This window comes from Eubacterium sp. An3 (genome assembly GCF_002159465.1).
In the GTDB taxonomy this organism is placed as follows: domain Bacteria; phylum Bacillota; class Clostridia; order Lachnospirales; family Lachnospiraceae; genus Anaerobutyricum; species Anaerobutyricum stercoris.
This window is the reverse complement of record NZ_NFIR01000002.1, coordinates 384,596-409,905: the sequence shown is the minus strand read 5'-3', so window position 1 is coordinate 409,905 and position 25,310 is coordinate 384,596. Positions and strand designations below refer to the sequence as shown.

Sequence of the window (25,310 nt, the reverse complement as noted above, 5' to 3'; positions counted from 1 at the left end):
TCGTATCTGCTACCCTTTGCCATGCCTGTACTGCCTCCTTTTTATCATCTCTCTTATCATACATGATTTAGGTCTGCATGGCATCTTTACTTTGTACTATTTTTATACTACCACTAGATGAAGAAAGCCCTGAAGGCGGGACATATGGTTCTGTACACCGAGAGAAATCCGATACATACATCGGTGATCTTGTGGTCCGGCCGGAAATATAAGCGGTTCTCCGACGGCAAGTATAAAAATGTGACTGTGGCTTGGGAAATCCGCAAACGCTGCGGAGACCCGTGGTATAGCGGCTGTGTGGTAGTCCGGAAGCCAAATTAAGGGAAAGGAGAATTAAAAAAAAGTGAATATTGAAGCAATAATATTGGCAATGAGTATCCCGTCCGCTGTGACGGGATTTTGCTTTTGGGTGGTGGAACGTAAAATCAAGAGAAATGATGCAGAGAATCAGAAGAAAAGAGAGCAGCACCAAAAAGACCAGGAGGAGAAGGAAAAGTTGCGGGAAGAAAGCCAGTTTTTGATTTTGCAGAGTGTAAATGCTGCCATTGCACTGGGAGAAGCCACAGCAAAAGCCGTGCAGCGTATTCCGGACGCGAATTGCAACGGCGATATGCATGCGGCATTAAACTACGCAACCAAAGTGAAACATGAACAAAAAGAATTCCTGACCAAGCAAGGGATTCAAAATATTTTTGATGAGTAGGAGGGTAAAAACTATGTTTAAAAATTGCGTATTGAAACCTGATGTAAATACTGTCAAATGGGCAAAATCCGCCGGTATCCGTGCAGTCAAAACGATGGCACAGTCTGCGATCGGCGCGATAGGTGCCGCCGCTACAATAGGCGCGGTTGACTGGCGCATTGTCGGATCTACCGCGGCGTTGGCCGGGATTTTGTCACTACTGACCAGCGTGGCGGGAATTCCAGAGGTGGAAGGGACGGTGAGTGAATAATGGCAGTACAATCGGTCAAGGCCAAAATAAACGGCCAGACAGTTAATTTGACCTATAATGATGGAACCGGTTTCTGGGAAGCGACGACAACGGCGCCGACATCTTCTTCGTATAATCAGCCTGGACATTATTACGGCGTGGAGATTACGGCTACAGACGATTCTGGCAATGACACGACCATCAACGCATCAATGGGCGATTTCCAGGAAGAATGTCAGCTGGTCGTAAAAGAGAAGGTTGTGCCGGTTATCACGATTAATAGTCCGACATCAGGGGCGCATATCACAAATAACAAGCCGGCTATCCAGTTTAGTATCACTGATGATGATTCCGGTGTGGATCCGGATACCATCACTGTCAAGATTGATAATGGCAGCGCCGTATCAACAGGTATCACGAAGACACCATCCGGCAAGGGATATACCTGTTCGTATACGCCGGAGAGTGCGCTGGGTGATGGCAGCCATACCATTTACATCAATGCCAGTGATCACGATGGAAACGCAGCGACCCAGAAGTCTGTGCAGTTTACTGTAGATACGGTAGCTCCGACGCTGAATTTGACGTCGCCAGTCGATAATCTTAAGACCAATGAAGACACTGTGACTGTGTCCGGTACGACCAATGACGCGACGTCCAGCCCTGTGACAGTGACCATTAATGGCGACCCTGTAACAGTACAGTCAAACGGCTCTTTCAGTAAGGCAGTTACCTTGACTGAGGGAGAGAATACGATTACGGTCATTGCGACAGACAGCGCCGGCAAGAGCACGACTATTGTCCGCCATGTGACAAAAGACACTGGAGCACCAGTATTTGTCAGCGTGGAGATCGTTGATAACCCGGTGGGCGCCGGGGATACATTCGTAATCCGCGTCAAAGTTACGGACTAACTATGGTAGTTCGGCTTGAAGGAAAAGTTCAGGGACAAGATATTATATTTAAGCACACACAAGGGGATGACTGGGAGGCAGTCATCCCTGCGGTGTCAAGCGGTATTTATATCGTATCTCTGAATGCATGGGATGATGCTGGAAATATGGCATATACGTCAAAATACATTATAACCATCGACTTGTCTGCTCTACGCATATGCCTGGAACCGTATCTTTATTGGATCGAGTTACTTTCAAATAAGTATTCCAGCCAGATATCATGTAGTGAGTATTATGCAGAATTGCTCAAGGGGGTATCATGAAATACAAAATTTATATGGAGCTAGGTGAAAGTCGGCATATTCGCTTAAAGATTCATTCAATTAAAAATGATGCTTTTGAAATATCCAAAGCATCTTATACTCTGTTGCCAATGGAAAAAGAGGAAGCTGAAGATGAAGGCGCTGCGGTGATTTTAGACCATATTATAGATGTAGTAATTACACCACAAAATATAGGCGTTTATCATTTACGTATAACCTACGAAATCGCTGATGAAATATTGATTGATACGGTAGAGGTGAGGGTCAAATAGTGGTAGCAAATATAAAGATAACGAGTGTGCGAATTACTCCAAATCCCGTCCAGACAAGTAAAGCTATTATAATATCTGTCCGAGTTGAAAAAAGGAAGTTTGGTCTTTCTACAGCTGCCGGACGCATAATTGTGAATGGCGCTGGAAAGCCAGTTATAACCACGAAGGGGTGATAGTATGGATGATGGTATTCTGGTAAAAGATTTGGATGATTTAGATAATTTACCAGACACGGAGTATTTAATGGTTGGTTCTACAGATATCCGAAAAATATCTATTCCGGATTTTATCTCAGCAGTCAAAAATAAAATAGGATATGAAGAACTTACGGCAGAGGATGCCGATGAGATATGTGTTTGACAAGGAGAGTGATGATAATGGCATTAAAGTTTAAAAAAGAAATGGCTCATAAAAGTAATTATGGTGGCAGCCGGAGTGAAGAGGATATCAAATATATTGTTATCCACTATACCGGCAATAATGGCGACACTGCGGCGAATAACTGCAAATACTTCCAGGGAGCGCAACGTAATGCGTCTGCCCATTATTTTGTGGACGGGGGCGAGTATGTCTACAAATCGGTGCCGGTCAAATCAGTCGCCTGGTCAGTCGGCGGGTTTTACTCCCAGTCTGGTGGCGCCGGCAGCTATTATAAAAAATGTACCAACGCGAACAGTATTTCGGTGGAAATGTGTAACTGCGTAAAATCCGTCCCGGACAAGGTGTTTGACCAGACGGTGGAACTGACCAGATTTTTAATGGATAAATACAATGTCCCGCCAAGCAGAGTCATCCGGCACTGGGACGTCAACGGAAAAGATTGCCCGGCCCGCTGGACAGGAAAAAACAATGACGGCTGGGATAAGTTTAAGCGAGCTATCGTGGGAGAGGAGGAGAAAGAAGTGGAAAAAAGAGAGAATTGTTTTGCGCCAATCAAAAGCCCGGAGACCTGCGACAGCATCGAAGATTTTTTGAAAAAGAGAAATTTTAAATCTGGCGAACACAATCTTCGCTTGATTGCGGCCGAAAACTGTAAAAAAGGACCAGTAAAAGACGCGTTGCTGCTCCTGGCCAAAGAAGGTCGTTTGAGAAAGCCTGCCGGCCTGAACAAGCGGGCAGACAAATAAGATATCAATGAGATTGTTATAATAAGGAAGGAATTACACACATGCAAAAAAAGCAAGGGGCAAAAAAGGGGCAGTGTATGACGTTGAACGTTCCGGAACTGTGCATTTGTTATTTCTATAGAGCGCATAAATAAGCCATTTATCGCTTCGTGGCATTATCTTTGGGAAAGTGATAAGTCCCGTCGTCTGCACTCAATGGCGCAGATTTGAACACACGATATTTCCTTTTCTTTTTTGATAAGGTTGTGGGTGTTATGATAAGAAGCGCAAGATAATATTTAAAGTCTGGATAGATTTATCCAGACTTATTTTTTTGTGCGTTTTTCTCTTGACTATTCGTAACGAATATGTTATATTATAATCACAGAAAGAAACAGGGGGTTGTGGAAATGAAGAAGTATGATTTATCAGGTATTATGAAAAGAGCTTGGGCATTAGTAAGAAAATTAGGATGGACAATCTCTCAGGGATTAAAGAGAGCATGGAAGGAAGCAAAAACAGTCAATGTTGAAGCCGCAGAGTTATCTCTGGAAGAAAATGTTATCGCTAAGCTTCAGCATCGTATTGACATCGCTCCAGACGTTTACAATTACGAAATTCAGACAAACCTTTGGGAGAATTACGGAAGGTCACGTACGTATTTCAAGGTTGTCGAGACCAGAAAAAACAGCCGCCACTATGGAGTAAGAGATTATGGCTATATTGACAACCAGAAAAATGTATATGTTGCTGGTAAGAACGATGCTTTCGGAAAATATGATTTTTCTGGCAATGTGATGAAATAAGAGAGGAGAATTATTATGAAGAAATATCGCGTTGAATTTGGGTTTGGAGAAAATTTTTCAAGTGTTACTGAATGGCAAACATTGGATGATTTGGCGGAAGTTGACGCAGAAACCACAGAGGATGCAGCAAAAGACGCAGCCTGCACAGATGGGCTTGAAAATGCTCTCTTTCGAGTATATGAGCTGATCCTGAACGAGTCTGACGACTTAGAAAAATATGGCGAACCTGAATATTTTGAATTTTAACGGTGGATTATGAAAGAAAATAGATTTTGTGTCGTCTGTGGAACCAAGCTTCATGAACGACAAATCAAATACTGCTCCAAAAAATGTATGGGGATTGGAAAACAAAATTATAAAATCTGCCCCGTATGCGGAAAACAATTTAAAGACGCAGCCACAAACGATACTGTATGTTGCTCTCATGAATGCTCAAAAACTCACCGGGAACAGCTACATAAATCCGGCATATATGATGGTTCAATAGAAAAAATGAGAGAGGGATTTTCAGAAAAAATCGTAGAAATTGGCCCGGAAAAACATTGGTTTTCCAAGCACTGGGTTATTGAATCCCCATCAGGGCAGGTCTATGAATGTGACAATCTGATGCATTTTATTAGAACGCATCCTGATCTTTTTGATGGAACTCCTACGCAGGCCTTTGATGGATTTCAAAAAATTAAAGCTACAAGAGAAGGAAAGCGGCCTAAAGCTCCATCAAAATCCTGGAAAGGATGGCATTTAATCAGTTATTCAGAAAATAGAAATAAATACCGCAAAGGAGAAACAGATGGAAGAAAGAAAAGCAAAGATTCTATTTAATAAATCTGGCGGTACCGCCGGCAAAGGAGGAATCACTAACAGAGTTACCCTACCGACAAAATGGATTAAAGAAATGGGTCTCACAGAGGATAATAGAGAAGTTTTTATATCATTTGATGGGGAAAAAATCACCATTCAAAAGCTATAACTTTTTTGTAAACTCAAAACCCCGGTATTACGCCGGGGCTTTTAAGTTTATACAGGGTTTATCTTTTGTTTTTCTAGCGCAAACAAATAATACTATATTTGTAAATTAATGTCATCATGTGTTTGGCAAAAATTTGACATTAATCGTCTTTTTTGTTTAATCCATCTGGTTTAATCAGATTTCCGTTTTGCGCCAGCTCAAATAATGCGTCTGTTACCTTTTTCTTTTGACAGTTTGCCGCTGCAATTAACGCTAAATTGTGTTTACCTGCACCATATCCGCGGTTATGTAAAAACTCACTAAGATTTTTCGCATTTTTATTATTGCTGAAGCATCCCTCTTTTTTGATATCTTCCACTTTCTTTTCCTCCTTTGTCGGCGTCAAAAATAATTTTCTCTCTGCTTCCCGGCGACGTACCAATCCTCTGTATACGATACCCCCAGCTTTGTTATACTCTAACATCTTTTTTGCGATTGTTGCCCGTGATCGGCTGCCATTTGCGGTCAGCTGATCGATAGATCCAATATTATAGGCGAACGATGTCAGGGCATCAATTTCATTCTGATTCCAGTTATACCGGGTATCATATTTCATGACCTTCGGTAAATATTTCCGGTTCAGTGATTCTTCCAGCCACTTTTCCGCAGTGGCCTGCGAGATTTTTAATCCTCGTTTAATGGTTGTCCCAGTGATTGACTTGTCCGCATTGGTAATGCCCCATCCAATTGTCCAGACGCCCACCTCGTCCTGATAGGCTGTAAGATGACAGCCTTCAAACTCTTTTATTAAATCAATTCCCGTTTTGCTTATTTTTGCCACGCTTATTCCTCCCTCTCTTCTTCTGCGAATTTCCAGTCATCCGCAAAAATATCTTCTTGCGATGCATTCCAGGGAACACTCCTTATTCCATCAGTTTGTGCTACGAATAGTCCGATTTTTATACAGTTAAGTTCAGTCCTGGAAGCATCAGAAAATTCCCAACTCTGGACTTCGGAAGCTTTAATACAAAAATCGTTTTGCCATGCTTCTCGTCTGAGGCTAAGTCCTCGCTTTAAATATTTAATCGCCGCATCAAAGCCGAACGACGGAGTACCGCCAAGCACAGTACAGTTGTTTTCATCTGCTGGAATCCACTCATCGGATGCAATATTCCGCAGAGTATAATCTACTTTCTGCGTCCCCCGGATATCCATAACGTCTCCGTCTTTCGTGTGCATCATGACCGTCTCTTTTTCTTTATCCCAGTACCAATAACCACCCCACGATGGGAGTTTCATTTTGCATCCTTTTTTCATCAGATTCAACGCCTGTTCAAATTTCATGACTTTTCTTTTCCTCCTTTCCGGACCACAACGCATCCGCCATACCATCCATCGCCGCAGCGTTTGCGGATTTCCCAGGCTACGGTCACGGACTTATATTTGCCATCCGAAAATCGGATAATTTTTTTTCCGGACCATAGCAGAACGGAAGTGTGAATCGGGTCTTTCTCCGTGTACAGGACCATATGTCCCGCCTTGAGGGCTTTCTTCATTTCCGCCTTAGAAATCTTACTGTAAAAAACGGCAGGGCTTCCAGGTGCCAGCTCATTGATGGCTGTACAAACTTGCCGCAAATTATAATTGATATGGATTCCTTTTGAGAAATGCTCCTGCAAATACTTCAGGCAACTTTTCATGGATTTTTTCTCCCCAGCAACCCGCAGGCCCATAAAAAAAGCGGCTATGATGCATCCGTGGCGGCGAATAAAACTGCTGTCATCAAAATCGTACTGAGACGGCACAGGTACCTTATGGCCATCTGCAAAAACAATTTTGTACGGATACTTCTTCTTACGTTTCTTATTTTTCACAGGTTTGATTTCAAATAATTTTTTCATCAGCTCGCCTCCAATTAAAAACGACGAGGACATCTGCCCCCGCCGTTCGCCATTATTATTTTAATTTATTGGTCTTAACCTGAGTGACTGCCTGCATCACCTTGTCGTAGCCGACCATGGCGCAGAGCCACGAAAGCAATACCAGTGCAATCAGCATGACGGCCATTTTATCATTCAGTATAATGTCTGTCATGATTACATATCCGGCAGCAATTGCCACGGCAAGCACCACAGATACGGCTCCGGTCAGAAGATTTGTGCTGTATTTCTTTCCTGCACCGTCAAGTACTTTTTTTATTGCCTCGGTAAATAATCCGGTTAATACAGATACCGCTAACATCAAAAATAAAAAAGTGTCTATGTTCATCCTCAAATCTCCTTTCGATAAAATTTAAATATTATATATTTACATTGCTATTTCCTGCTGTGCATTAACTCAGATATCCGGTCGGACTCGTTCATCGGTATCATTTCCAGAGCGTTCATGGCAGGCTGCACCTCACTGTGTACATATCCGTTTCCGCCCAGTTCCTCATAGTCCTTGAATATTTTCCAAAATGCCTCTTTTTCCATCTCTGACCATGCTTTGGTCGGATTTTTCTCTGCACTGGTATAATACCGATATGACTGCAAAATCCTATCTCTGAGTTTATTTCTTTCTCGCCGCTGCATTTCCTCTTCCAGACTTCGGATACGGTCAATGGTTTCTTTCTGTGATTCTCGCAGCCCATCGATGGCGTCCGTGAATTTTTTTTGAATTTCCACTGACTGTTGATGCCAATTCGGATATTGTTTTGCCTGGTCAATTACTTCCTGGATTTGGGTGTCTTTTTCTTTCTCCGTAATTGCTTTCTCCGAAAAGTATGTTTCAATTTTTTTATATACTTTTACCAAAAAAACAATGGCGGCTACAGCTAAAGCAACCCATCCGATTGTAACATCACCAAATACTTTCAAAAAACTTTCCATATTCATCACCCCCTTTCTACCTTTTTAAACACAATGTTACGTTCAATCCATTTTTTCAGACCATAAGTTTTACAGTGGCTGAGCAATCCAAAATAGCTTTGCATTGTGGCATCTGCTTCTTCAAAATTAATTGCCCCTTCTTTGTACTCTTTGGAAATGTATCGCATACGTGCCTTCATCTTTTTGACACTTTGCCGTGTCGGTCTGCGGTATCCTGGGAAGATCCGGCAGCCTAAGAAAGTAATTCCTCGTTTTACAAGCCCGATTGTTGTTTTGCTGTTGAGTTCTAGGTGTAGTACATTGTTAAGGTAGTCTTCAATTAGCTCCTTCCATCTGTGCAATGTTTTGGTATCCGAGTGCAACAATATCATGTCGTCCATATATCGAATATAGAAGTGAGCTTTCAGCTCGTGCTTGATATACTGATCCAGTTCGTTAAGGCAGACGTTCGCAAGCAGCTGGCTGGTAAGGTTCCCAATCGGCATACCGACCTCAAAGAGTCGCTCCGAAGGCGGCACCTCGTCGGCCGTCTTTCCCGGCGGCAGCCCGAAGGGCGTGTGGTCGCAGTTGATGATCGTCTCCATAAGCCAGAGAAAACCGTCCTCATCTGGGTATTTGTGCCGCAAAATACCGAGTAAAACCTCATGGTCTACCCGGTAAAAATATTTTGAAATATCCAGTTTTAAGTAGTGCCAGCTCGGCCCCGGTTTGCGGTCAACGAGCGTCGCCCAGTATTGCAGCCGGTCGGCTGCCCTTGTGGTGCCTTTCCCAACTCGGCAGCCGTAACTATGGTAGATCATGCCATTGTCGAGCTCTTTGTTGACTTGGAGATATACGGCCCACTGTACGACACGATCCAGGAAGCTCAGCGCCATAATAAGTCGGCGCTTTGGCTCCGAAACATAAAACTCCCGGTATCGGCCCACCTTGTAAGTACGCCAGATTAGAGAGTTTTGTATTTCAATCAGGTTTTCTTCCAGCTTCGCAGAGAATGCAAGCACGTCGCCGCGGTACCATTTCTCGCTTGCTGCTTCGTGGTATGCGTTCAGCAGATTTTCCCACGAGTATATACGTTCCAGAAGGGAAGGCTTTTCTGTTCTTTTGATAGCCGTCACTCCTTCCATGTTTTTGTAAAAAGGCCGCGTGTGACACTCCTTGAAGCAGCCGTTTTCCTACGACCGCTCTTCACCCGCATAGAGCAGGAACGGCCAGCCTGCGCGGTTTGCCCGTCGCCTCCGGTATCTTTTACCGGCAAGCTGCGCGAGCGTTTATCTTTGGCCTTGTCGGCCGGGAAATGTGTCCCTTTTGCCTTTGTGCTCCTGCAAAGCCGTGACTCTCAGGACGTAAGCGAACAAGGCAAGAGCGGAGCGGAAGCCGATGTTCGTGTTGGAGTTGGAACGGGAGTTGTTGCCGTTGAGGTAGAACACGCCCGCGTTCGTGCCGTTGTTCCAGTTGCCCCCGCGATACACGCAGCGTCCCCTTTTATCACGACACATTCCCCACGGACGTGTTACTCGTTCGACTTTTTCCAGCCTCCCAACATACGCCCGATTTCGTTCAGTTCCTTACTCCATACCTCATGGAGCCCCGGAGAGATCATGCGATCCTCCGGCGAAACTGCGGTATCTACGAGAGAGCGCAGTACATCCAGCTTAGTGTCCATTTTGTTCTGGAGCTCCACTCGGCGTTGGCCTCTGGCCCGGTTCGCCTCAATGCAAAGCTCCAGCATGTCCATAAAAGCGGCGGTCATGTGCTTGCGGTACTCGAATTTTTCCGGCTTTCGCATGTTGTTGGTGCGCTCGCCCACCCGGATCATGGATCGGACGATACGCTGCCGGAGTTGTAGGTTGTCCATGTTGTTTCTCCTTACTATGGTAAAGGGGCGGCTTTGGTGGGCCGCCCCTTAGCCAGATTTTCAGATTGCCAGATTACCCGATTTCCGGGATAAAAGCGGAGCGGAAGCCGAAGTCCGTGCTGGAGTAGGAACGGGAGTAGCCGAGGAGGTAGAACACGCCCGCGCCCGTGCCGGAGTTCCAGTGGCCCCCGCGAAACACGCAGCGCTCGGCTACGCCGTTATTCCACCAGAAGTAGTCGCCTTCGTAGTCGGCTTCCTCGGCCCCTTCGTCCGGGAGAAGGGCAAGGGAGCGGAGCAGGATCTTGGCAGCGTTTCCGACTGCTGCCGCTGCGGTAACTTTACCAAAGGCGCAGCTACGGCTTGCGTCCTGAGAGCTTGCGACGGTGGTTGTCCACTGCCATGCGCTGCTTACATAGTCCAGCTTCACGGTGCTGCCGGAGAGTTTCGCGGAGCTGTCGCCCACTTCGCACTCAGGCTCGACAAGAGAACCGTTGGCGGCGTTGATCGCCTTCCAGCACACGCTCGTGGTATTCTGCGGGTTGTCCGGATCCGCTGCGTCATTGTTGGCAAGGATCTGGAGCTCGCCCCACACAAGACGGATGCCGCCCTGCCACTCCCACACGTTACCGTTCAGATCCCAGATACCGGAGAGAGTCTTGTCATGGCTCCATGTGAGCGGGCCGGTTCCGGTCGCGACATGTGCGGTGGTTCCTTCCGGCTGATCGCTGTCCGGGCCGTAGAAGGTCATCGGGATTGCCTTGTAATTGCTCTCGCGGGTGTCCTTGCCGTAGTTATTGTTGCCGTAAGGCATGAAGCCGTTCTTTTTGCACCAGAGAGCGATCGCGGCCCACTCGGCGTTGGTGGAGAGGTGCCAGCCTGCGCCCTTGGCTTCGCAGCGGGAGCGAGCGGTGTCGAAGTTGATACTTGCCGCCGGATCCTCTCCCGGCAGGCTGTACGCCGCCGCGATACTGCCGTCAGTCAGCTGCGTGGTGTGTACGACGTTCTGGTACTTGGAATACCAAAAGCCGGGGATCTCCTGCCCGTTGACGATAAAGGCCGGGTGGGTGCTGTCGTTGCCGCCGGTCAGCACGTCGCTGTTCTTAAATTTTGGGATATACACCATAACTGACGGCAGATCTGCGTCATCCACAAAGATTTCATTGTTCGGGCACACGCTTTTGAGTGCCAGACTGGAAAGATCAAAGTTTGCCATTGTTGTGTCCTCCTTTTTGTTTATTCAATGCTCCAGAGTACGAGTGTAACGTCGCCCATGTCGAGCGGGTTCTGTTCTCTCAGGATATTGTCGTGATTCATGCCGTCGTCGCCGCCCTCTGCCAGAGGCTCGGTTCCTTCCTCCGTCTGGATCGGCGTCTCGGTGTAAGTAGCCGCCGGGATCATTACCTGCGCCACATAACGCAGCCCGGACTCGGTGCCGATCGTAAGGTTTCCGGCCTTGTCCTTGCAAATATCCACGGTCACGTCCCAGTCTTTCTGGTACTTTGCCGCGTTAATCATCAGTTCATAGTCTCCGAAGATCAGGCAGGTGCCCGTCTGCTCGTAGGCGATTTTCGGGCCCGCGTTCTTTTCAATAACCTTTACATTGTTCTGATCTGCCATGGGTTACATTCCTCCTTTAATTCTCAGTTTGATGGTGGCAGTTTTGGCGCTGCCGTCATAGGCCACTTTGAATCCGTTCAGCAGTCTGCTGAAAATTTTCACGTCTCCGACATTCCCGTCATGCTCCAGCACTTCGGCCTCCACGGTGTAGTCTGTGAAGTTTCGGGCCGTATTCAGGGCCACGGTTTCCACTGAGTTGTTGAACGGGAAGCTCTCGGAGTTTTCGAGTGTGATCGTCTGTTCTTCGGTGGCTACCTGATCGGCTGATAAGGAAGCGGAGATCAGGAGAATAGCAGTCGCCAGATGTGCATCGGAAATGCCTTCCTCCATGTTGTTGAAGTGCCCGGCGCTCTGGTCTGTACCTTCCTGAATGACTTCCTCCGTTTCTTCGTCCACCACTCTGTCGAGCCAGTACGTTGCGTTATACATGCCTGTTTACCTCCTTCCTTTAGGCTGTTACTTCGTAGATCGGGATCGAGAGCTTAATCATGGTACCCTGTCCCTCTACCTTGTTGATCGTGCGCTGCTGGTATGCAGCGACTTCCCCGCGGGTGTCAATCAGTCGCGAGGCGTCGATCGTGCAGGCCACGGAGTCCAGTGTCGGGAAGGTGGCGTAGATCACAAGCGTGTCACCTTCTACGAGCTTTTTGTTGATGACTCCCCGGTGCCAACTGCCGCCGGTCTGCACTTCTATGGCGTGGATCGAGCGGAGCCACTGTTTCCTCCGGTACCCCATGAAGGTGTCGTAAAAATAGCTCATGTGGGCGTCCTCCTTTCATTCTATTCTTATTCGCCGCAGCACCGCGTCCCACATTTCACGAATCTATACGCCGCGTTGGAGATTTGCAGCGCTGTAGCTGCTTTGTTGGTCGCGGCAGCGCCTATTGTGCCGCCGCCCGGCGTGGTTCCGCATTTTTGTGTTCCCGATTTTGCGAAACCATAGAGGAGCAGCGTTTCCTCCGGATCCGTTTCAATGCTCGGCTTCACGATAAAGCCGACGGTTGCGATCTGCGGCCGGGTGCCGCATTTCACAAAGTTGTACCGGTGCAGCGAAGTGTCCAGCCGGTACTCAATGCCTGGATTCGGCCCTTGCTGCCAGAAATAGAAAACGCCCGCAAGATGCGAGCGTGCATTTTTTGCAGTTTTTACGGCCTCCACAAACTTTTCAAAGTTCTGGGCATCCGTGTTGTTGTTCGTCGTCAGTGCCACGAAGGTGTAAGGGGAGTTGTATACTTCGTACCACTCCATAACGTATCCCTCGCCTAGGTATGAAGAGATCAGCCGTTCAACGGCCCATTTTGTCCCGCGCTTACGCTTGATCTGCTGGGCGAGCTTAATTGTTTCTCTTTTTTCCTCCAGACTCATGCCGGCAGAGTCGTACCAGTCAATATCCAGTTCCCACGCCATCTCATCGCATTCCGGCTCGTTGAGATTGTCGATCTCGTCCCACGTCCGGATTGTCGGTATCCTGCTGCCTGGTGGCTGTATGAGCTTGTTCATGGCCTTGCTGAGTGCGATCGCTGCCTCATCATCGCGCATAAAGGCGGGCAGGAGCCGCACAAAGTCAAGATCTGATATTTTCATTCCTGCCATATCCCCGCCTCCTTAGTCCTTTACTTTGTGGGAAACAGTCAGCTTCCCGGAAAACTCGGCCACGGTGGTGCTTGGGAGTTCGGTGTATACCGGTTTTATGATGTTTACCCGCGTGGCTCCGGTTAGCCCGTCCTCCCAGTGAGGGCAGAGGATCAGCTTCCTCAGATAGTCCGGGTTTATGTCTTGGTCGAGGCTGGAGCCTTGCCAGTAGATATATTGGTCGATTGCCCCGCCGGATCCCTCCACATTCTCCACGACTTCGGACTCGTTCGCCTTGGTCGTCCAGTATTCCAGTTCAATGTCGTACTGATACGTCGTCGGAGCCTCCACCTGCACCAGATCCGTGAGCGGCCTCACGTCGTCTGCGGAGCAGGCCGCCAGCACGTCGGCCAGTATATCCTCGTCAGGGATTTCTCCACCGGCGCATATCGGCACGATCTTGACGCGCCCGTACATGTTCCGGGTGATCTCAATCTTTACGGTTTCTTCTTCGGCCAGATCCCCGGAGAGCGCAAGTGTCAGCAGTTCGTCGTTATATGTGGCGGTGTAGTCCGTTTCAGGTGTGGCCTCCGCTCCGCTTGGCAAATACACGGTTAAAGTTTCCGGCAGGAGGTTGGCGCCACCTTGGAAGGCGTGGCCGTCATATACCGGAAGCGTGCGCGTGACGGTTTCCGTCTCAGACTCCACCACCGCGTCAGTAACGAGTGGGTTTGCCGTCATGGCCCAATATTTGTAGGCTTTTGCCGGGCCTGCCACACTGAGACGGTTTTCTGCTTCTCGGATTCTTTCCCGATAGGATTCGTCGTCTTCGCGGTCGCCGCCACCTTCCGTGGCTGCTGTGTTGGTCACATAATCAATAAGCGGAATGTCAGAGATGTCCACAATCTGGGATATTTCTCCGGCGGGGATATCATTGTAATCATTTCCGCCACTTTCCGCTGTGGCAGGTACGTCTACATATAGACTTCCTGCATATAATACGGCGGTAGCATCTGTCAAGAAGTAGTGTACGAAATCATTTGTAGCCCGGGTGCCGGCAGGGATGATGATATTAGATGCCATTTCTTTATTAATTCCGAATCGGAGCGTTGTTGTCGCGGAAGTCGGATCGAGACGAGGAGTATCCCGGTTTTCTCCTAAAGCATCCAGAACCTCATTTCTTGCGTATCGCAGCATTTTTTGTCTGCAAGCATCATTTACACTGTTATAAACAGATACAATCACTGCTACAATAGCTTCGCCGAATATTCTCCGTTCATCTCCAGGATACAGAGTTTCATTTACTCCATTTTCCAGTTCATCCATGACGGTATCGTATATTTCGTCAGCATTCGTTGTTATAAAATTAATATCACTCAATTATTCCCACCTCCTCGTCATCTTCGCTGTCCTCAATTTCGGTCTCTGAAATACTAGCTGTTAACACAAAATCGCCGCCAGAATCTATTATTGCATTAATATATATATCATCAATACGGGCCCGTTCTTCGTACTCTTCGATCAGTTCCTCCGCGTCGGATATCAATTCTTCGAAGGCATTTGGCTGATCGATCAAATCACCATCTATTCCCTTTAATCGGCTGTATGGCACTTCTCCCTGTACGATTTTCAGCAGATTTTCAACGCATGTTTCCACATTTCCGTTTCCACTTCCTTTTATGTTAATCACCGTCTTTCTACTTTATCAGGGATAATCCATTTAACGGCATCCACTTGTTGATGTTTCCCAGCAGGGCTTTTGTTCCGCTGATTTTAGTGACTTTATAATTTCTGTCTTTTGCGCTGTTTGGCACAGCAGATCCGTCACTATATTTGTTTCCGGTAATTTTTACATAGCTTCCATTTTTGATTCCTTTTGCCTTTGATTTTTTTACAGAGTCCTTGACTTTCACGCTAGTGGTTTTAGCATCGTATTCCTCCAGCGTAAATGACAAATCAGCATATAAAATTTTACCGTCATTATTTGTTTTTACATTTGATACGCTGAGCTGTTTTAACTGCAATTTTTTCGGAAAAATTTTTTTATCATTCAGATAAAAGTAGTTCACTTTTGTTACAAGTTTTTTCCAGCTTTTTATTTCAGCGAATACATTTTGAACTCCCAGGCCGCTGTGTATCGGAGTTTCAAAAGACAACGAAAAAGGATTCAGTTTCCTTTTGTTTTTCTTCTTTTTTTTCTTTGCTTTGGCAGAGGTTTTCTTTTTGTTTTTCTTGTCTGTCGAATTTTCTGTGCTGTCCACCTGCGTATAAGAGAAGGAAATATTTTGGATTCCTACCACTTGCTGAGAATTGATTTTCCATTTTTTGTTTCCCCATTTTGCCATAGCTGCCATTTTACTCATCCTCCCCATCGGCACGACATAATATAATTCCGGTGTGGTCTGAAAATTCTGCGTATATTACCTCGATTCCTTTATCCAAGCTGTCTCTTAATTTTTTTGGAATCGTGATAGATATGGACACCGTTTCTTTTGGGTCCGCAGGTATGATCCTGGCAGTTATTCCTGTTGTCCCGGCTATGGTTCCTTTCTTCACATGTCCCATTTAATATCCCTCCAGTACTTTTCTGAAATAGAAGGTTGATTTTGCATTCACGAAATCGTGTCTGATTTTGTAAATGAATACAGCTTCGTTTTGCAGGTTTGCCAGCGTATTTGTGATATTTATTACGCTGGCAGCCGCATATCCTGTCATAAGATCAGTGGTGAATCGTCCAATACAGCTATATTTGTTTACGTACCGCAGCAGACCTTTTGCAAACCTGGCGGCTTCGGCGTCACTGGAGCATTGGATATTTGCCCGGTTTTTCGAGAGTGCAAGTCCGGGTACCCTTGCTTCTACGTCGGATATACTGTTCGGCCTCAATGTCAGACCTCCTGTGTCTCCGATATCGTATTTTCCACGATATCCTCCGGCAGACACTTCACAGCATCCGTACTGCGTGCTCCGTTTGTTGTATGCAAATGCGTTATTATCAACAATGTCCAAGGAATATTCCGGCAATCCAGAATCCTTTTCTGCTTCGTCGTATACAATCAACTGTTCGTTGTACACGATCATTTGGTATCCTTCCAGGGTGCATAGTCCAGAGTAGAACGAAAAGTCATTCTCATTTTCCTGTTTTAAGTATGGGTAAACCTGATCCTTGCAACCAAAATTTTTAAATGTCAGCCCATGTTTTTGAGCTATTAAATTTCCGATTTGTAAGAATCTGACGCCTTCCCACGCCTGTGTCATTGTCAACGATTTGGACTGTGGTAATGATAAGGATCGGATAGTGAATGCATCATTTTCGGAGGCTGTGGAGTATACAAACATGATTCCTGTATCACAAGATTCTTCAATAAGCTGTACTTTGCCTCCGGTCTGAGGATTCCACCGACTCCATATCCCGTCTTCATCTTTAAAGCGGAGCGTTAAAGTGTCTGCTTGGCGTTCCGAAAATGTTTCATATACGCAATAGGTCAAATCTACGTCATTGTATATTTCAGTTCCGTTGTATATGATATTCAATTTTCCGCCTCCTCTGATTGTCTCCACGGAGGAAGAGAGTTTGCAAGCTCTATATTTTCAATAACGGGGAGGAGGAGAGAACAATTCGCATCGAATATCAATACATCGGCATAGTCAGGATTGAATTCAATGATGTAATGAGACAGGTTCTCGTCTCCGTACATTGCCAGTGCGAGAGCATCAAATGTATCGCCCTCGCAAGTGGTGTATTCCTTATAGGATACGACCCTATGCATATTGTGCCTCCTCCCGTATGGATATAAATTCTTCGAGCCAGTCGAAAAATTCTGCTTCGTGTGCTTTGAGTTTTGTCATGAAATCGTCTGGATCCTCTGTTCCTCCTGTCTGGATTTGCGGAGCCCATTGGAATCCGGAAAAATCATAATAGATTTCTATACGCTCGTTACTTTCTGCCAGACTGCCCAGCGAGAAGTCGTCCAGAGTAAGCAATTTCCCAGCCGTGCTTAAAAATCCGCCGTTTCCACTAGAAGATTCCTGACTTGGCATTGCTCCTAATAACTGTCCGGCTCTTTCCCAGATGGCAAGGTTCTGGCTGCGATATGCCCGTTTGAAGGAAATAACAGCCTCCATGCCGTCCTCGCCGGCGATAGAGACTCCATCCGTAAATCCACCGGTTGCCAGCATAGGCACAGAAGGAATATTTACCCCGAAGGTTTGTCCCCCGACGCCAGGTACCCATTCCGGAATTGTTACGCTGATGCTGTTCAATCCGCTTATGGCTTTGTTTACAAGTCCAATCACAGCATTGATCGGAGCCTTCACAATGGCCACGAGTCCTTCCCATAATCCGCCGAAGGTCTGTACAATTCCGCTCCAGGCGGTGCTCCAACTTCCTGCAAACACGCCGGTTATGAATGTGATCAGTCCCTGCAGTATTGTAATCAGGCTTTGGAATATCGTTGTGATTGGTCGCAATGCGGTATTGATGACCATCATAAATATATTGAGAAGAGGAGTCAGTGCGGTCATGATCAAATTAAGTATTGGCTGTATCAACGAAATAATCAGGTTCAGAATCGGCTGCAGCATCGTGGCAATCATCCCGATCACCGGCGCCAGCTGGCTGATTAAGCTCAATATTACCGGCAATACGGCGCTGATCAATTGCATTAAAAACGGCAGTATAGCGGATATTACCTGGGTAAATACTGTCATTAGTACGGTCGCTATGGTTTGTATGACGGGTAGAAACTGCGTTATCATTTGCATAATGCTTTCACCGACACCGGCAAAGCTTCCCTGCAATTGGTCCCATATGGTCATAACGGTGTCCCGGAATGCTTCGTTTGTGTCCCAAAGATACATAAATCCCGCTGCCAGTGCGGCAATAACTCCGATAACGGCCAGCGCCGGTCCGGATATGGCTCCGAAGGCTCCGGCAATTCCTCCTATGACTCCTTTTATTTTACCGATTTGTGCGACTATGCCTCCCCACTTTGCGGCTGCAATCAATCCGCTTACGGTTCCAATAACAATTCCGATTTCCGGGAGATGGTCTTTGATCCACCCTATGGCTGGTTTAACCCCGCCATTCACAAAATCAACGGCATTTTTAAGAGTAGGTGTCAATACGTCGGCAACTGGCTGGGCGACTTCCACCTGTACCGTGCGTCCCAGCTGAGACATGGAACTTTCCAGGGTGTCATAAGCGGAACTGTCCACTTGTGACATGGCGTCTATGGTGCTGTCGATCGGACCTTGTGTGTTCATCAGGGCTGCCGCAGCGTTTTCGCCCAGGTCTTCCCACATGGTTCCCATTAATTCTTGCCCCAATGTATACCGGTCCTGCTCGTCTTCCACGCCCATCAGAGCGGCAATAACCTGCTGCATCGCCTTTCCTGATGATTCAGCGCCGCCCTCCAATTTATCGGACATTTCATCGGCGTTAAATCCCAGTTTTTCCAGGGCGTCCGCGGCCGTTCCGTCTTTCCAACGAATATTATATTCTTTAACAGCATCCCCTAATTTGTCGATGCTCCATGTCCCGGCGTCTGCTCCGTTTGCCAGCATATTCATCATGTCATCAGCGGAGAATCCTGCGTTTTTAAATTGCACAGAGTATTCGTTGATGGTATCCAGCATGTCGCCGTTCTGATCAAGTCCGGCTTGAGCTCCCTGAACAATCAGGTTGAATGCCTGCTCAGAGTCTATGCCGAACTGGTCCATCATACTATTTGCGGCTCTGACACTTTCCGTGACATCGTATCCGAATACATCCTCCAGCGTCATGGCATTTTTGGTTATACCGGTGAGGGATGCTTTGTCCAGGTCATCGGTCATCTGAACAACTGTGGATAGTTTTTCCTGCACATCGTCGAGGCTTTCCCCGTAGTTGGCGCCATATACATCGTACATGACATCTTCCAGTCCTTCGAGGTCCTTCCCGGTGGCGCCGGTTCTGGCGCTCAGCATTCCCATGGCGGAATCTCCCTCTGTGGCGAGGTCTTTAATGGCGCCGGCGCCGCTGCTTATGGCGTCAGTGGCAAAGTTCGCAAAGATATCTTTGAGTACTGTATATCCGTCTGAAAATCCTTCTGTCTGTTCGGCAGCATCTTCAAACGAATCACCCAACTGTTCCGCTGCCTGTTTTGCATCCCGGAGTTTTTGCTGGTTCTGTCCCAGCTTCCCGGAAAGAGAACTGATTTTTCCGGCCAGCTGCTGTGCTTCGTCAGAGCTTTCTCCTTGTTCGAGAGCGACATTTGCGTACTGCCGGCGAAGAGAAGAGAGTTCACTGTCCTGCTTGGATATTTGCGCTTCCAGCTGGCTGTATGCGTCTTTTGCATCCTGCTGGCCGTCTGCGAGTTTTTGCGCGGCTTTGTAAGCCGCGTCGAGGGTTTCCCGGTTCTCTGTCAAATCCCCGGACAGGGACTGAATCTGGTCCGCTACCTGTCTGGCGGCGTCTGAGCTTTCTTTTCCACTTACGACAAAATCCTCATATCCTCGCTGCAGGTTTCGAAGCACGTCTTCCTGGGCTTTGATCTCTGCGGACAATTTTGCAGCAGCCCCGGCAGAGTCCAGTGTCTCCTGGCTCATTGCATCGAGTCTGTCAACGGCTTCCTGAATGGACTTTTGCAAGGAAGGACTGAGGACGCCGGCAATTTCAACAGTTGTTTTCAATGGAGTATTTGCCACTGCCTCACCTCCTTCTTCTCATCCGTTTATACTTCATGGGTTTTCTTTTTTGCCTGGCACGTTTTTGCTCCGCTGCCAGGTCTTCTGCAGCCTCGGCATATTCTACGATAAACTCTGTTATGCGCTTTTTTTCGAGGTCTGCTGTGCTGGTGTGGTAGACTCTGGCGTAGTCTCGGTAAGCTCGCCGGAGTCGCTTTCCGGTTGTCCCGTCTCCGACGCAAGAATAAAATTTCTTCCGATGCGCATAACCTCCACCACGTCGCGTCCCTTGATCCTTTCCAGATCGGAAAAATCATAAGATGGATTTACTGCCACAATGGAAGCGAACCCAAGATAAAGGTGCAAGCTGAAATCAAATTCAGCCGCAGGAGCCAACTGCATATCTTTGCGGCCGGCGGCTGCTTTTCTCTTAGATTCTGCTTCCGCAAATAATGTGCCATTGATTTCGTTGGAATCATAATTCATCTCTGTGATGCTGTTTCCATTGATCATCACCGGGTTTTTTAAATGTAAAGTGCCTCTGATCTGATTCGCTATTACTGCCATCTCTTTCTCCTTTCATAAAAATAGCCCGCCGGTCTATAATCGGAGGGCTGTTAATTCTTTATTAAAGCAAGCTGTTGATTCCGCTCATGTAATCTTTTCCGTTTACGCGGAGGACTCCCGCCAGGCGGTCGACGCAAATGTATTCAGTGCCGTTTGTATAAATCTGAATCCGGGTAACCGTATAAGTTCCTTCTGCTTCTGTAGCAGATCCAATCTCAACTCCGATTTCCGGAAGCGACACAGGAATCACTCTTACAAACGCCTTACACCCTTCGGTTGCCTGGGATCCGTCAGATTTCATAACATTCTGTACCCACCGGAATTCTAAGTCCTGTTTTTCCAGCCGTCCCAGCCGAACAAGCCCCATGTCTACTCCAATTTTGGTGATTGTGAGTTCCATGTTTTCCATCAGTCCGATGATCGGTACAGATAACGTTCCGGAAGCCTGCATGTCCGCAGTCATCATTTCAATTGCCGGGAGAGTGAAGGATACGTCCTTTGCTACCAGCGTTCCGGAAGAATATACTGTGTCGGCCACTACAGGGCCTTTAAGATCCATCCATTTTCCCATTGTTGTACCTCCTTATTCAGACTCAAAGAATGACTGAAAACCTTCGTCTGTATAGCATACCCGGACGGTTCCGGATTTGAATGGAGGAGTCGGCGTTGCGGTGATGTCCCATACAAAATCTCCATTCATCATGTTGCTGGTCGGGTTTTCCGTTTCCAAAAACTCCACGGTCGGCGTTCCAATCAGAGCGCCAATCCCCAGGAGGGTGTCAAGTTTCTGCTTTTCGAAGTTCAGGATTGTGTCCTTGTCCTGTGGGGTCATTGGGGCATCGATTTCCGTCCCGTGATCCAGCTGAAAACTATTTGTGATATATTCCAGCATCCGGATGTTTGAATCAAATATTCCGCGGGCGTCCATATTTCCGTTGTAGGTGTATGCGGCAGTGTGCGGCCCCCAGAGAACCCACTGCCCGCCCCAGAAGCAGGCTGTAGTGATACCTTTTTCATTGAGACCGTTTGCTTTCTGCTGATCGAACCCGCGATTCTGTGAGCCTTCTCCGAAATATAATCCCGTGGCCATGATTGCTTTGTTTGACGGGCTTTCAAATGGAACGCTGTTATTTTCCAGATCAACCCTCAGCATGGTTGCGGATCCTACAGTCGAAAGATGGAAGGTCCGTCCGCTGCCATCAATAATCTGAGGCCAGTATACTTTGCTGTATTCGCTGTTATATCCATTCTCTTCGGCCCACTGCAGGGCTTTGTCGATTGTGTCGATTTTCTGGCTCTGGCTGTCCACCAGAGGAATGTCGGCGTTGACGAATCCGTCCCAGTGACCGTTGAGCTTCTGTACCGTGCTTACCATTGCCTGGTATACTTCCGGGTTGTGGCTCCATCCGGGCGCTGCCAGCACATTCAGTACGGCATTATGATACTGGTACAGTAACGACATGGCGTGCAGTCCCATATATTGCCCGTCCGCAGTTTCCTGTCCGGTGATATCATCAGCATCTACCGCCGACGGGTCCACAGTGTTGTAAGTACATTCCAAGCTTTCAGGCTCTATATCTTTGAGCAGCCGTACTATTACATTTCCGGACGCAAAGTTGTAGGAGAGGGAGTAATCTACTCCTTCTACTTTATCTGCGATGGCAAACGTGTCCAGGATGATATCGGACGATTCAAATTCTGTCCGGTTGTTTTTGAATGTCAGTGTTTTGGTGGTCTTTTCCGCGTCCTTGTGTACGTCCGGATCGAGGACGTTCACGACATAGATCGGCCCGACATTCCCGATGGTGTTATCAAAATGCTGCGCAAATGCTTCGCAGAGAGTGAATGACGCCCAGTCGCCAGAGTATCCGACTTTGCTCTGTGCGTCACTCATATTTGCGATTTTTACCGGCATGTTGACGAGGTTAAGGTCAGCATATCCCCGTATCAGATTGACCGGCGCTGTGCCGATATACGCATATACGCTGTCCGCCTGCGTCGCACCTGATACCTGGCTGTCCATAATCTCGCCATATACTCCGTGCAAATAAGCCATTAGTCTACCTCCTTGTGTGATATTTATAATAAATCTTCGTATTGTTTTGGCGTTTTGGCAGCAACGCCGCATTCCAGTGTGAATGTGATCCAGTTATGCCAATACGGATAATAGTCCCATACGTTCCCGTCCTCGGTGAACAGTCCGTATTTGATTCCCTGTTCTTTCACCAGACGATGCCCTCCGATGTATTCGGTATTTTCAATCTCCCGAAGTACCAGGTCGGCGAAGTTAAAAGAATCTCTCCATCCTTCCATGTTGCGCTGGTATGTTTCCGCAGCTTCTCCGTCAACACGATAATAAGAATACCCTCCCAGGGCTTTATCGTTGGGCTTTGGCTGAAATACTTCCCCGCCGTGTTCTCCCGGATTCCAGCAGGCGAGGCACAGGCGGAAGTTCATGCGCCGCTGCCGCTTTATCAGATCATCGTTTCCCTCCATGAGCTGTACACATACAGATGGGATAGGCGCCGGTACATTCGGCGGCAGTCTGTCTTTTCCCGGCACATATAACGGGAAGGCGGCCGGATTTACAAACTTTACGTCGTAGTCTGCGTCGTTCCGGTAATCATCCGGGAGTTTGAGCTGGATCTGGTTGCACACATTTTCTGCGAGCCATTTCACCACATTGTTAATGCTTTCAACAAGTAACATACACGCCTCCTTATGCTGTCCTGTTCTGTCGCAGAGCCGCCTCAATGAGTCCCATGTCGGTTCCTGAGTTGGTTACGATCATTTCCCGGCCGTCCACGTTCAAGAGCCGGCCGGGCCCCATGTCTGCCGGAAAATCTGCCTGCTTTCCCATGAGCAGCATGTCGGCCTTTACGAGTCCGAGGATTTGCCCCTGTTTGAGTTTTACCAGTTGGTCATTATCAATGACTACGGAAATGTGTTTTCCTTCGATGCGATGGGTCTCGGCAAATTCTTCCAGGTTCAAAAAAACATTTTCGATGTCTGCCTGTACCTGCTCTTTAAAACTCATTATTCTCCCTCCGAGTTCTTTCCAGCTTCTTTGATTAAAGCAATGATCTCTTTTTTGCTCCGAATTTTCCCGGCGTCAATTCCTTTTTCTGCGGCGATGCGCCGAAGCTGTTCCATTTTCATTCCGGACAGCGTTTCGTCGGAAATGTCAGTGTATTCTGCGACGCCAGCAGCTACCAGCTCAGATTCACGGGCAGGAGAGAGGGAGAAAGGCGGAGAGTTTTTGTTCATGGCTTCTATGGTTCCATTGATTTCAAGACCATATGTGCCTGTCACCATTTTTATCACAGTCGTTCCTCCTTTTACTCTGGATCAGCAACGTTCAGATCCGGCGGCAGTTCATCGTCGTCAACGCTTACCTCTACTTCTTCGGCCACAATTGCGGCGATGTAGTCGGCTTTTTTCTTTCCTGCCGGTTCCACGCCTAATTCGGCCGCGAGCTTTTTCAACTCATTATAGTCCCAGCTTTCCAGTTCTTCAGCGTCAAGATGTGTTTTCATTGTTGACTCGGTTTCGCCGTCCTGTTTTGTGTCGGCGTCGGCCTGCTGTGTAGGCTTTCCGGCAGTTCCGGCATAGATAGCCACGCCCAGACGGACAAGGCGGTCGGCCTGTTCGTCGCTGCACTCAAAAGCCCCGTTTTCCGGGGTTTTAAGTGCGTGGCGATTCACGCCGTTGTCGTCGGTGTAGCAGATCCCGCAGCCTCCGCGGGTTACTCTGATTTTCTTCATGCTGCGCTCCTTTCTGCCGTGTTTACTCTGTCACGACTTTGGCTGCGATAAACGGGTTTTCATTATTTGGCATACACAGAGGCGCGGATTTCAGCGTCACCTCGCGGACGTCGTGTGTAGCGTCGCTGAGGTACTTCGGCACGTTGATACCGGTGTAAGTATGGAACTCTCCGTCTGCCTGCTCTACCTGAGTAATCGCGCCGTACACCGTGCGGCCTGCAGCCGGAGCGCCTACCGCAATAGTACCCGCCGGGATGTAAGGTGTCACGGTTCCGTCTACTTCGGTGTAGTTGTCCTCATAACTGATCACATCTACCATGTGTCCTTTGATATTCAGGCGGCAGATTTTTGCGGCTCCAGCAGGAAGGATCTCAGGATCTACGCCTCCAATCTGATAGTTGCGGTTGTCGAGCAGCTTCAGGATCCACTCGTTGCTCAGGATAATGTCGGCTACGTCAGGGGCTACAAGCACGTCTGTGGCCGGAAGCCCGCGAGTGGTCAGCATGGAAATCATGGCCGCCAGGTCGCTGATGATCTGTTTTCCGGATGTTTCGGTTGTGGTCCAGTCGTTGGATGGGGTATAGATTGCCGGGTTGCTGCTTCCGTCGTAATAGCGCACTTCGCGCTCCTCAAAATTATTGAAATCATCCACGTATTCATCCATAACACAGGCATTTGTAAAAATAACCTGTGCTGCCATGGCTTCTTTCCGCCGTGCATTCATACCTCTCAGTTCGTCCAGATCTCCAAGCGTGATCACTCCCTGCCGCTGCTCCGGCGTGAGAGTAGGGTAGAGAGCTTCACCAAAACCACGTTTCGTCAGGTCATCAATGGTGAGAGGGCGCTTCGGTGCGATATAGGACGGGGTGAATCGTCTCATGGTATATCCGTCCCGCAGAATTGTGATTCCGCCTTTTCTCGGCGCTACAAACGGAGACGCTTTTTTGTGCCCTTTTTTGTATTCCACCAGTACGTCGTTGGTTGCAAATACATCAGTCGCTTCATTGGTCGGGAAATATCGATCCAGAAGAAATGTGTGCAAAGGTGGAAGCTGCCGGACTGACGCCAGCAGTGTGTGAGTATCATAAAAATTATATGCCATTTATTTTTCCTCC

At 47.6% G+C, this 25,310-nt stretch carries 39 protein-coding genes; 11 read left to right on the top strand and 28 right to left on the bottom strand.

Annotated elements, in window-relative coordinates:
• Positions 1-144: 144 nt before the first annotated feature.
• The 11 genes from B5F87_RS20920 (at position 145) to B5F87_RS04255 (ending at position 5,305) form a co-directional block, all read left to right on the top strand.
• Positions 145-321: a hypothetical protein gene (locus B5F87_RS20920; RefSeq protein WP_158096948.1), complete on the top strand. Its 177-nt coding sequence runs from the start codon at positions 145-147 to the stop codon at positions 319-321.
• Positions 322-343: 22 nt separating this feature from the next.
• A complete protein-coding gene (locus B5F87_RS04305) occupies positions 344-703 on the top strand; it encodes a serine/threonine protein kinase (protein ID WP_087277278.1) in 360 nt (119 codons plus the stop codon).
• Between the two features lie 13 nt (positions 704-716).
• Positions 717-953 (top strand): holin, encoded by a 237-nt coding sequence (locus B5F87_RS04300; protein ID WP_087277275.1) that lies wholly within the window; start codon positions 717-719, stop codon positions 951-953.
• The gene (locus tag B5F87_RS04295) at positions 953-1,846 is read left to right on the top strand and encodes an Ig-like domain-containing protein (RefSeq protein WP_087277272.1); all 894 of its coding nucleotides are present in this window, start codon (positions 953-955) and stop codon (positions 1,844-1,846) included. The genes B5F87_RS04300 and B5F87_RS04295 overlap by 1 nt, the downstream gene beginning before the upstream one ends.
• Positions 1,847-2,147: 301 nt before the next feature.
• Entirely contained in the window at positions 2,148-2,423 is a 276-nt protein-coding gene (locus B5F87_RS04285; protein ID WP_087277266.1) for a hypothetical protein, read from the top strand.
• A 177-nt stretch (positions 2,424-2,600) separates the two neighbouring features.
• A complete protein-coding gene (locus B5F87_RS04280) occupies positions 2,601-2,783 on the top strand; it encodes a hypothetical protein (RefSeq protein WP_087277263.1) in 183 nt (60 codons plus the stop codon).
• A gap of 17 nt (positions 2,784-2,800) precedes the next feature.
• A complete protein-coding gene (locus B5F87_RS04275; RefSeq protein ID WP_087277260.1) occupies positions 2,801-3,550 on the top strand; it encodes a peptidoglycan recognition family protein in 750 nt (249 codons plus the stop codon).
• A 389-nt stretch (positions 3,551-3,939) separates the two neighbouring features.
• On the top strand, positions 3,940-4,335 hold the full coding sequence (locus B5F87_RS04270) for a hypothetical protein (RefSeq protein WP_087277257.1): 396 nt from the start codon (positions 3,940-3,942) through the stop codon (positions 4,333-4,335).
• A gap of 15 nt (positions 4,336-4,350) precedes the next feature.
• Positions 4,351-4,581 (top strand): hypothetical protein, encoded by a 231-nt coding sequence (locus B5F87_RS04265; RefSeq protein WP_087277255.1) that lies wholly within the window; start codon positions 4,351-4,353, stop codon positions 4,579-4,581.
• A 9-nt stretch (positions 4,582-4,590) separates the two neighbouring features.
• Positions 4,591-5,157 (top strand): hypothetical protein, encoded by a 567-nt coding sequence (locus B5F87_RS04260; protein WP_087277252.1) that lies wholly within the window; start codon positions 4,591-4,593, stop codon positions 5,155-5,157.
• Complete coding sequence (locus tag B5F87_RS04255; RefSeq protein WP_087277249.1) at positions 5,126-5,305, top strand: hypothetical protein; 180 nt, start codon at positions 5,126-5,128, stop codon at positions 5,303-5,305. The genes B5F87_RS04260 and B5F87_RS04255 overlap by 32 nt, the downstream gene beginning before the upstream one ends.
• Positions 5,306-5,444: 139 nt before the next feature.
• Here B5F87_RS04255 and B5F87_RS04250 read toward each other — a convergent pair whose 3' ends face one another.
• The 28 genes from B5F87_RS04250 to B5F87_RS04115 all read right to left on the bottom strand — a co-directional run bounded on the left by B5F87_RS04250 (position 5,445) and on the right by B5F87_RS04115 (position 25,297).
• Positions 5,445-6,125: a lysozyme gene (locus tag B5F87_RS04250; protein ID WP_087277246.1), complete on the bottom strand. Its 681-nt coding sequence runs from the start codon at positions 6,123-6,125 to the stop codon at positions 5,445-5,447.
• Between the two features lie 2 nt (positions 6,126-6,127).
• Entirely contained in the window at positions 6,128-6,628 is a 501-nt protein-coding gene (locus B5F87_RS04245) for an MW1434 family type I TA system toxin (RefSeq protein ID WP_087277243.1), read from the bottom strand.
• Positions 6,625-7,185, bottom strand: coding sequence for a hypothetical protein (locus B5F87_RS04240; protein WP_087277240.1), 561 nt, complete (start codon positions 7,183-7,185; stop codon positions 6,625-6,627). The genes B5F87_RS04245 and B5F87_RS04240 overlap by 4 nt, the downstream gene beginning before the upstream one ends.
• Positions 7,186-7,240: 55 nt before the next feature.
• Positions 7,241-7,552 carry an aminopeptidase gene (locus B5F87_RS04235; RefSeq protein ID WP_087277237.1) on the bottom strand — a complete coding sequence of 104 codons (312 nt, stop codon included), beginning with the start codon at positions 7,550-7,552 and terminating at the stop codon, positions 7,241-7,243.
• 47 nt (positions 7,553-7,599) lie between these two features.
• Positions 7,600-8,154, bottom strand: coding sequence for a hypothetical protein (locus B5F87_RS04230; protein WP_143405190.1), 555 nt, complete (start codon positions 8,152-8,154; stop codon positions 7,600-7,602).
• Between the two features lie 5 nt (positions 8,155-8,159).
• Positions 8,160-9,278, bottom strand: coding sequence for a reverse transcriptase/maturase family protein (locus B5F87_RS04225; protein ID WP_242964257.1), 1,119 nt, complete (start codon positions 9,276-9,278; stop codon positions 8,160-8,162).
• A gap of 386 nt (positions 9,279-9,664) precedes the next feature.
• Complete coding sequence (gene avd / locus B5F87_RS04215) at positions 9,665-10,009, bottom strand: diversity-generating retroelement protein Avd (protein ID WP_087277228.1); 345 nt, start codon at positions 10,007-10,009, stop codon at positions 9,665-9,667.
• A gap of 73 nt (positions 10,010-10,082) precedes the next feature.
• Entirely contained in the window at positions 10,083-11,222 is a 1,140-nt protein-coding gene (locus B5F87_RS04210) for an SUMF1/EgtB/PvdO family nonheme iron enzyme (protein ID WP_087277225.1), read from the bottom strand.
• Positions 11,223-11,242: 20 nt separating this feature from the next.
• The gene (locus tag B5F87_RS04205) at positions 11,243-11,626 is read right to left on the bottom strand and encodes a hypothetical protein (protein WP_087277222.1); all 384 of its coding nucleotides are present in this window, start codon (positions 11,624-11,626) and stop codon (positions 11,243-11,245) included.
• 3 nt (positions 11,627-11,629) lie between these two features.
• Positions 11,630-12,055 (bottom strand): hypothetical protein, encoded by a 426-nt coding sequence (locus B5F87_RS04200; protein WP_087277219.1) that lies wholly within the window; start codon positions 12,053-12,055, stop codon positions 11,630-11,632.
• Positions 12,056-12,074: 19 nt separating this feature from the next.
• Positions 12,075-12,386, bottom strand: coding sequence for a hypothetical protein (locus B5F87_RS04195; RefSeq protein WP_087277216.1), 312 nt, complete (start codon positions 12,384-12,386; stop codon positions 12,075-12,077).
• A 26-nt stretch (positions 12,387-12,412) separates the two neighbouring features.
• Positions 12,413-13,219 carry a phage tail protein I gene (locus B5F87_RS04190; protein WP_087277213.1) on the bottom strand — a complete coding sequence of 269 codons (807 nt, stop codon included), beginning with the start codon at positions 13,217-13,219 and terminating at the stop codon, positions 12,413-12,415.
• 12 nt (positions 13,220-13,231) lie between these two features.
• Positions 13,232-14,578 (bottom strand): baseplate J/gp47 family protein, encoded by a 1,347-nt coding sequence (locus tag B5F87_RS04185; protein WP_087277209.1) that lies wholly within the window; start codon positions 14,576-14,578, stop codon positions 13,232-13,234.
• Complete coding sequence (locus B5F87_RS04180) at positions 14,571-14,888, bottom strand: early E1A protein (RefSeq protein WP_242964255.1); 318 nt, start codon at positions 14,886-14,888, stop codon at positions 14,571-14,573. Before B5F87_RS04180 ends, B5F87_RS04185 begins: the two co-directional genes overlap by 8 nt.
• A 7-nt stretch (positions 14,889-14,895) precedes the next feature.
• Positions 14,896-15,354, bottom strand: a complete 459-nt coding sequence (locus B5F87_RS04175; protein WP_242964254.1) for a hypothetical protein — start codon at positions 15,352-15,354, stop codon at positions 14,896-14,898.
• Positions 15,344-15,520: a hypothetical protein gene (locus tag B5F87_RS21355; protein WP_242964252.1), complete on the bottom strand. Its 177-nt coding sequence runs from the start codon at positions 15,518-15,520 to the stop codon at positions 15,344-15,346. Before B5F87_RS21355 ends, B5F87_RS04175 begins: the two co-directional genes overlap by 11 nt.
• Before the next feature lie 33 nt (positions 15,521-15,553).
• Positions 15,554-15,763 (bottom strand): hypothetical protein, encoded by a 210-nt coding sequence (locus B5F87_RS04170; protein ID WP_087277206.1) that lies wholly within the window; start codon positions 15,761-15,763, stop codon positions 15,554-15,556.
• Positions 15,764-16,732, bottom strand: coding sequence for a hypothetical protein (locus B5F87_RS04165; RefSeq protein ID WP_087277201.1), 969 nt, complete (start codon positions 16,730-16,732; stop codon positions 15,764-15,766).
• Complete coding sequence (locus tag B5F87_RS04160; protein WP_087277198.1) at positions 16,729-16,968, bottom strand: tail protein X; 240 nt, start codon at positions 16,966-16,968, stop codon at positions 16,729-16,731. The genes B5F87_RS04165 and B5F87_RS04160 overlap by 4 nt, the downstream gene beginning before the upstream one ends.
• On the bottom strand, positions 16,961-19,885 hold the full coding sequence (locus B5F87_RS04155; RefSeq protein ID WP_087277195.1) for a phage tail tape measure protein: 2,925 nt from the start codon (positions 19,883-19,885) through the stop codon (positions 16,961-16,963). Before B5F87_RS04155 ends, B5F87_RS04160 begins: the two co-directional genes overlap by 8 nt.
• 117 nt (positions 19,886-20,002) lie before the next feature.
• Positions 20,003-20,431, bottom strand: coding sequence for a hypothetical protein (locus B5F87_RS04150; RefSeq protein WP_242964251.1), 429 nt, complete (start codon positions 20,429-20,431; stop codon positions 20,003-20,005).
• A gap of 61 nt (positions 20,432-20,492) precedes the next feature.
• Positions 20,493-21,002 (bottom strand): phage major tail tube protein, encoded by a 510-nt coding sequence (locus B5F87_RS04145; RefSeq protein ID WP_087277192.1) that lies wholly within the window; start codon positions 21,000-21,002, stop codon positions 20,493-20,495.
• 12 nt (positions 21,003-21,014) lie between these two features.
• Positions 21,015-22,487: a phage tail sheath protein gene (locus B5F87_RS04140; RefSeq protein ID WP_087277190.1), complete on the bottom strand. Its 1,473-nt coding sequence runs from the start codon at positions 22,485-22,487 to the stop codon at positions 21,015-21,017.
• A gap of 23 nt (positions 22,488-22,510) precedes the next feature.
• The gene (locus B5F87_RS04135) at positions 22,511-23,140 is read right to left on the bottom strand and encodes a hypothetical protein (protein ID WP_087277187.1); all 630 of its coding nucleotides are present in this window, start codon (positions 23,138-23,140) and stop codon (positions 22,511-22,513) included.
• 10 nt (positions 23,141-23,150) lie between these two features.
• The gene (locus B5F87_RS04130; RefSeq protein ID WP_087277184.1) at positions 23,151-23,468 is read right to left on the bottom strand and encodes a hypothetical protein; all 318 of its coding nucleotides are present in this window, start codon (positions 23,466-23,468) and stop codon (positions 23,151-23,153) included.
• Positions 23,468-23,746 (bottom strand): response regulator receiver protein, encoded by a 279-nt coding sequence (locus B5F87_RS04125; RefSeq protein ID WP_242964261.1) that lies wholly within the window; start codon positions 23,744-23,746, stop codon positions 23,468-23,470. The genes B5F87_RS04130 and B5F87_RS04125 overlap by 1 nt, the downstream gene beginning before the upstream one ends.
• Positions 23,747-23,769: 23 nt before the next feature.
• Entirely contained in the window at positions 23,770-24,195 is a 426-nt protein-coding gene (locus B5F87_RS04120; protein ID WP_087277179.1) for a hypothetical protein, read from the bottom strand.
• A 22-nt stretch (positions 24,196-24,217) separates the two neighbouring features.
• Entirely contained in the window at positions 24,218-25,297 is a 1,080-nt protein-coding gene (locus tag B5F87_RS04115; RefSeq protein ID WP_087277176.1) for a major capsid protein, read from the bottom strand.
• Positions 25,298-25,310 lie beyond the last annotated feature (13 nt).

Bases quoted from the DNA above. Each gene is read 5' to 3' on its own strand.
- B5F87_RS20920 (WP_158096948.1), top strand. From the start codon at position 145: ATGGTTCTGTACACCGAGAGAAATCCGATACATACATCGGTGATCTTG.
- B5F87_RS04300 (WP_087277275.1), top strand. From the start codon at position 717: ATGTTTAAAAATTGCGTATTGAAACCTGATGTAAATACTGTCAAATGG.
- B5F87_RS04295 (WP_087277272.1), top strand. From the start codon at position 953: ATGGCAGTACAATCGGTCAAGGCCAAAATAAACGGCCAGACAGTTAAT.
- B5F87_RS04285 (WP_087277266.1), top strand. From the start codon at position 2,148: ATGAAATACAAAATTTATATGGAGCTAGGTGAAAGTCGGCATATTCGC.
- B5F87_RS04280 (WP_087277263.1), top strand. From the start codon at position 2,601: ATGGATGATGGTATTCTGGTAAAAGATTTGGATGATTTAGATAATTTA.
- B5F87_RS04275 (WP_087277260.1), top strand. From the start codon at position 2,801: ATGGCATTAAAGTTTAAAAAAGAAATGGCTCATAAAAGTAATTATGGT.
- B5F87_RS04270 (WP_087277257.1), top strand. From the start codon at position 3,940: ATGAAGAAGTATGATTTATCAGGTATTATGAAAAGAGCTTGGGCATTA.
- B5F87_RS04265 (WP_087277255.1), top strand. From the start codon at position 4,351: ATGAAGAAATATCGCGTTGAATTTGGGTTTGGAGAAAATTTTTCAAGT.
- B5F87_RS04260 (WP_087277252.1), top strand. From the start codon at position 4,591: ATGAAAGAAAATAGATTTTGTGTCGTCTGTGGAACCAAGCTTCATGAA.
- B5F87_RS04255 (WP_087277249.1), top strand. From the start codon at position 5,126: ATGGAAGAAAGAAAAGCAAAGATTCTATTTAATAAATCTGGCGGTACC.
- B5F87_RS04245 (WP_087277243.1), bottom strand. From the start codon at position 6,628: ATGAAATTTGAACAGGCGTTGAATCTGATGAAAAAAGGATGCAAAATG.
- B5F87_RS04240 (WP_087277240.1), bottom strand. From the start codon at position 7,185: ATGAAAAAATTATTTGAAATCAAACCTGTGAAAAATAAGAAACGTAAG.
- B5F87_RS04235 (WP_087277237.1), bottom strand. From the start codon at position 7,552: ATGAACATAGACACTTTTTTATTTTTGATGTTAGCGGTATCTGTATTA.
- B5F87_RS04230 (WP_143405190.1), bottom strand. From the start codon at position 8,154: ATGGAAAGTTTTTTGAAAGTATTTGGTGATGTTACAATCGGATGGGTT.
- B5F87_RS04225 (WP_242964257.1), bottom strand. From the start codon at position 9,278: ATGGAAGGAGTGACGGCTATCAAAAGAACAGAAAAGCCTTCCCTTCTG.
- avd (WP_087277228.1), bottom strand. From the start codon at position 10,009: ATGGACAACCTACAACTCCGGCAGCGTATCGTCCGATCCATGATCCGG.
- B5F87_RS04210 (WP_087277225.1), bottom strand. From the start codon at position 11,222: ATGGCAAACTTTGATCTTTCCAGTCTGGCACTCAAAAGCGTGTGCCCG.
- B5F87_RS04205 (WP_087277222.1), bottom strand. From the start codon at position 11,626: ATGGCAGATCAGAACAATGTAAAGGTTATTGAAAAGAACGCGGGCCCG.
- B5F87_RS04200 (WP_087277219.1), bottom strand. From the start codon at position 12,055: ATGTATAACGCAACGTACTGGCTCGACAGAGTGGTGGACGAAGAAACG.
- B5F87_RS04195 (WP_087277216.1), bottom strand. From the start codon at position 12,386: ATGAGCTATTTTTACGACACCTTCATGGGGTACCGGAGGAAACAGTGG.
- B5F87_RS04190 (WP_087277213.1), bottom strand. From the start codon at position 13,219: ATGGCAGGAATGAAAATATCAGATCTTGACTTTGTGCGGCTCCTGCCC.
- B5F87_RS21355 (WP_242964252.1), bottom strand. From the start codon at position 15,520: ATGGAAAATCAATTCTCAGCAAGTGGTAGGAATCCAAAATATTTCCTT.
- B5F87_RS04170 (WP_087277206.1), bottom strand. From the start codon at position 15,763: ATGGGACATGTGAAGAAAGGAACCATAGCCGGGACAACAGGAATAACT.
- B5F87_RS04160 (WP_087277198.1), bottom strand. From the start codon at position 16,968: ATGCATAGGGTCGTATCCTATAAGGAATACACCACTTGCGAGGGCGAT.
- B5F87_RS04150 (WP_242964251.1), bottom strand. From the start codon at position 20,431: ATGGCAGTAATAGCGAATCAGATCAGAGGCACTTTACATTTAAAAAAC.
- B5F87_RS04145 (WP_087277192.1), bottom strand. From the start codon at position 21,002: ATGGGAAAATGGATGGATCTTAAAGGCCCTGTAGTGGCCGACACAGTA.
- B5F87_RS04140 (WP_087277190.1), bottom strand. From the start codon at position 22,487: ATGGCTTATTTGCACGGAGTATATGGCGAGATTATGGACAGCCAGGTA.
- B5F87_RS04135 (WP_087277187.1), bottom strand. From the start codon at position 23,140: ATGTTACTTGTTGAAAGCATTAACAATGTGGTGAAATGGCTCGCAGAA.
- B5F87_RS04130 (WP_087277184.1), bottom strand. From the start codon at position 23,468: ATGAGTTTTAAAGAGCAGGTACAGGCAGACATCGAAAATGTTTTTTTG.
- B5F87_RS04125 (WP_242964261.1), bottom strand. From the start codon at position 23,746: ATGGTGACAGGCACATATGGTCTTGAAATCAATGGAACCATAGAAGCC.
- B5F87_RS04120 (WP_087277179.1), bottom strand. From the start codon at position 24,195: ATGAAGAAAATCAGAGTAACCCGCGGAGGCTGCGGGATCTGCTACACC.
- B5F87_RS04115 (WP_087277176.1), bottom strand. From the start codon at position 25,297: ATGGCATATAATTTTTATGATACTCACACACTGCTGGCGTCAGTCCGG.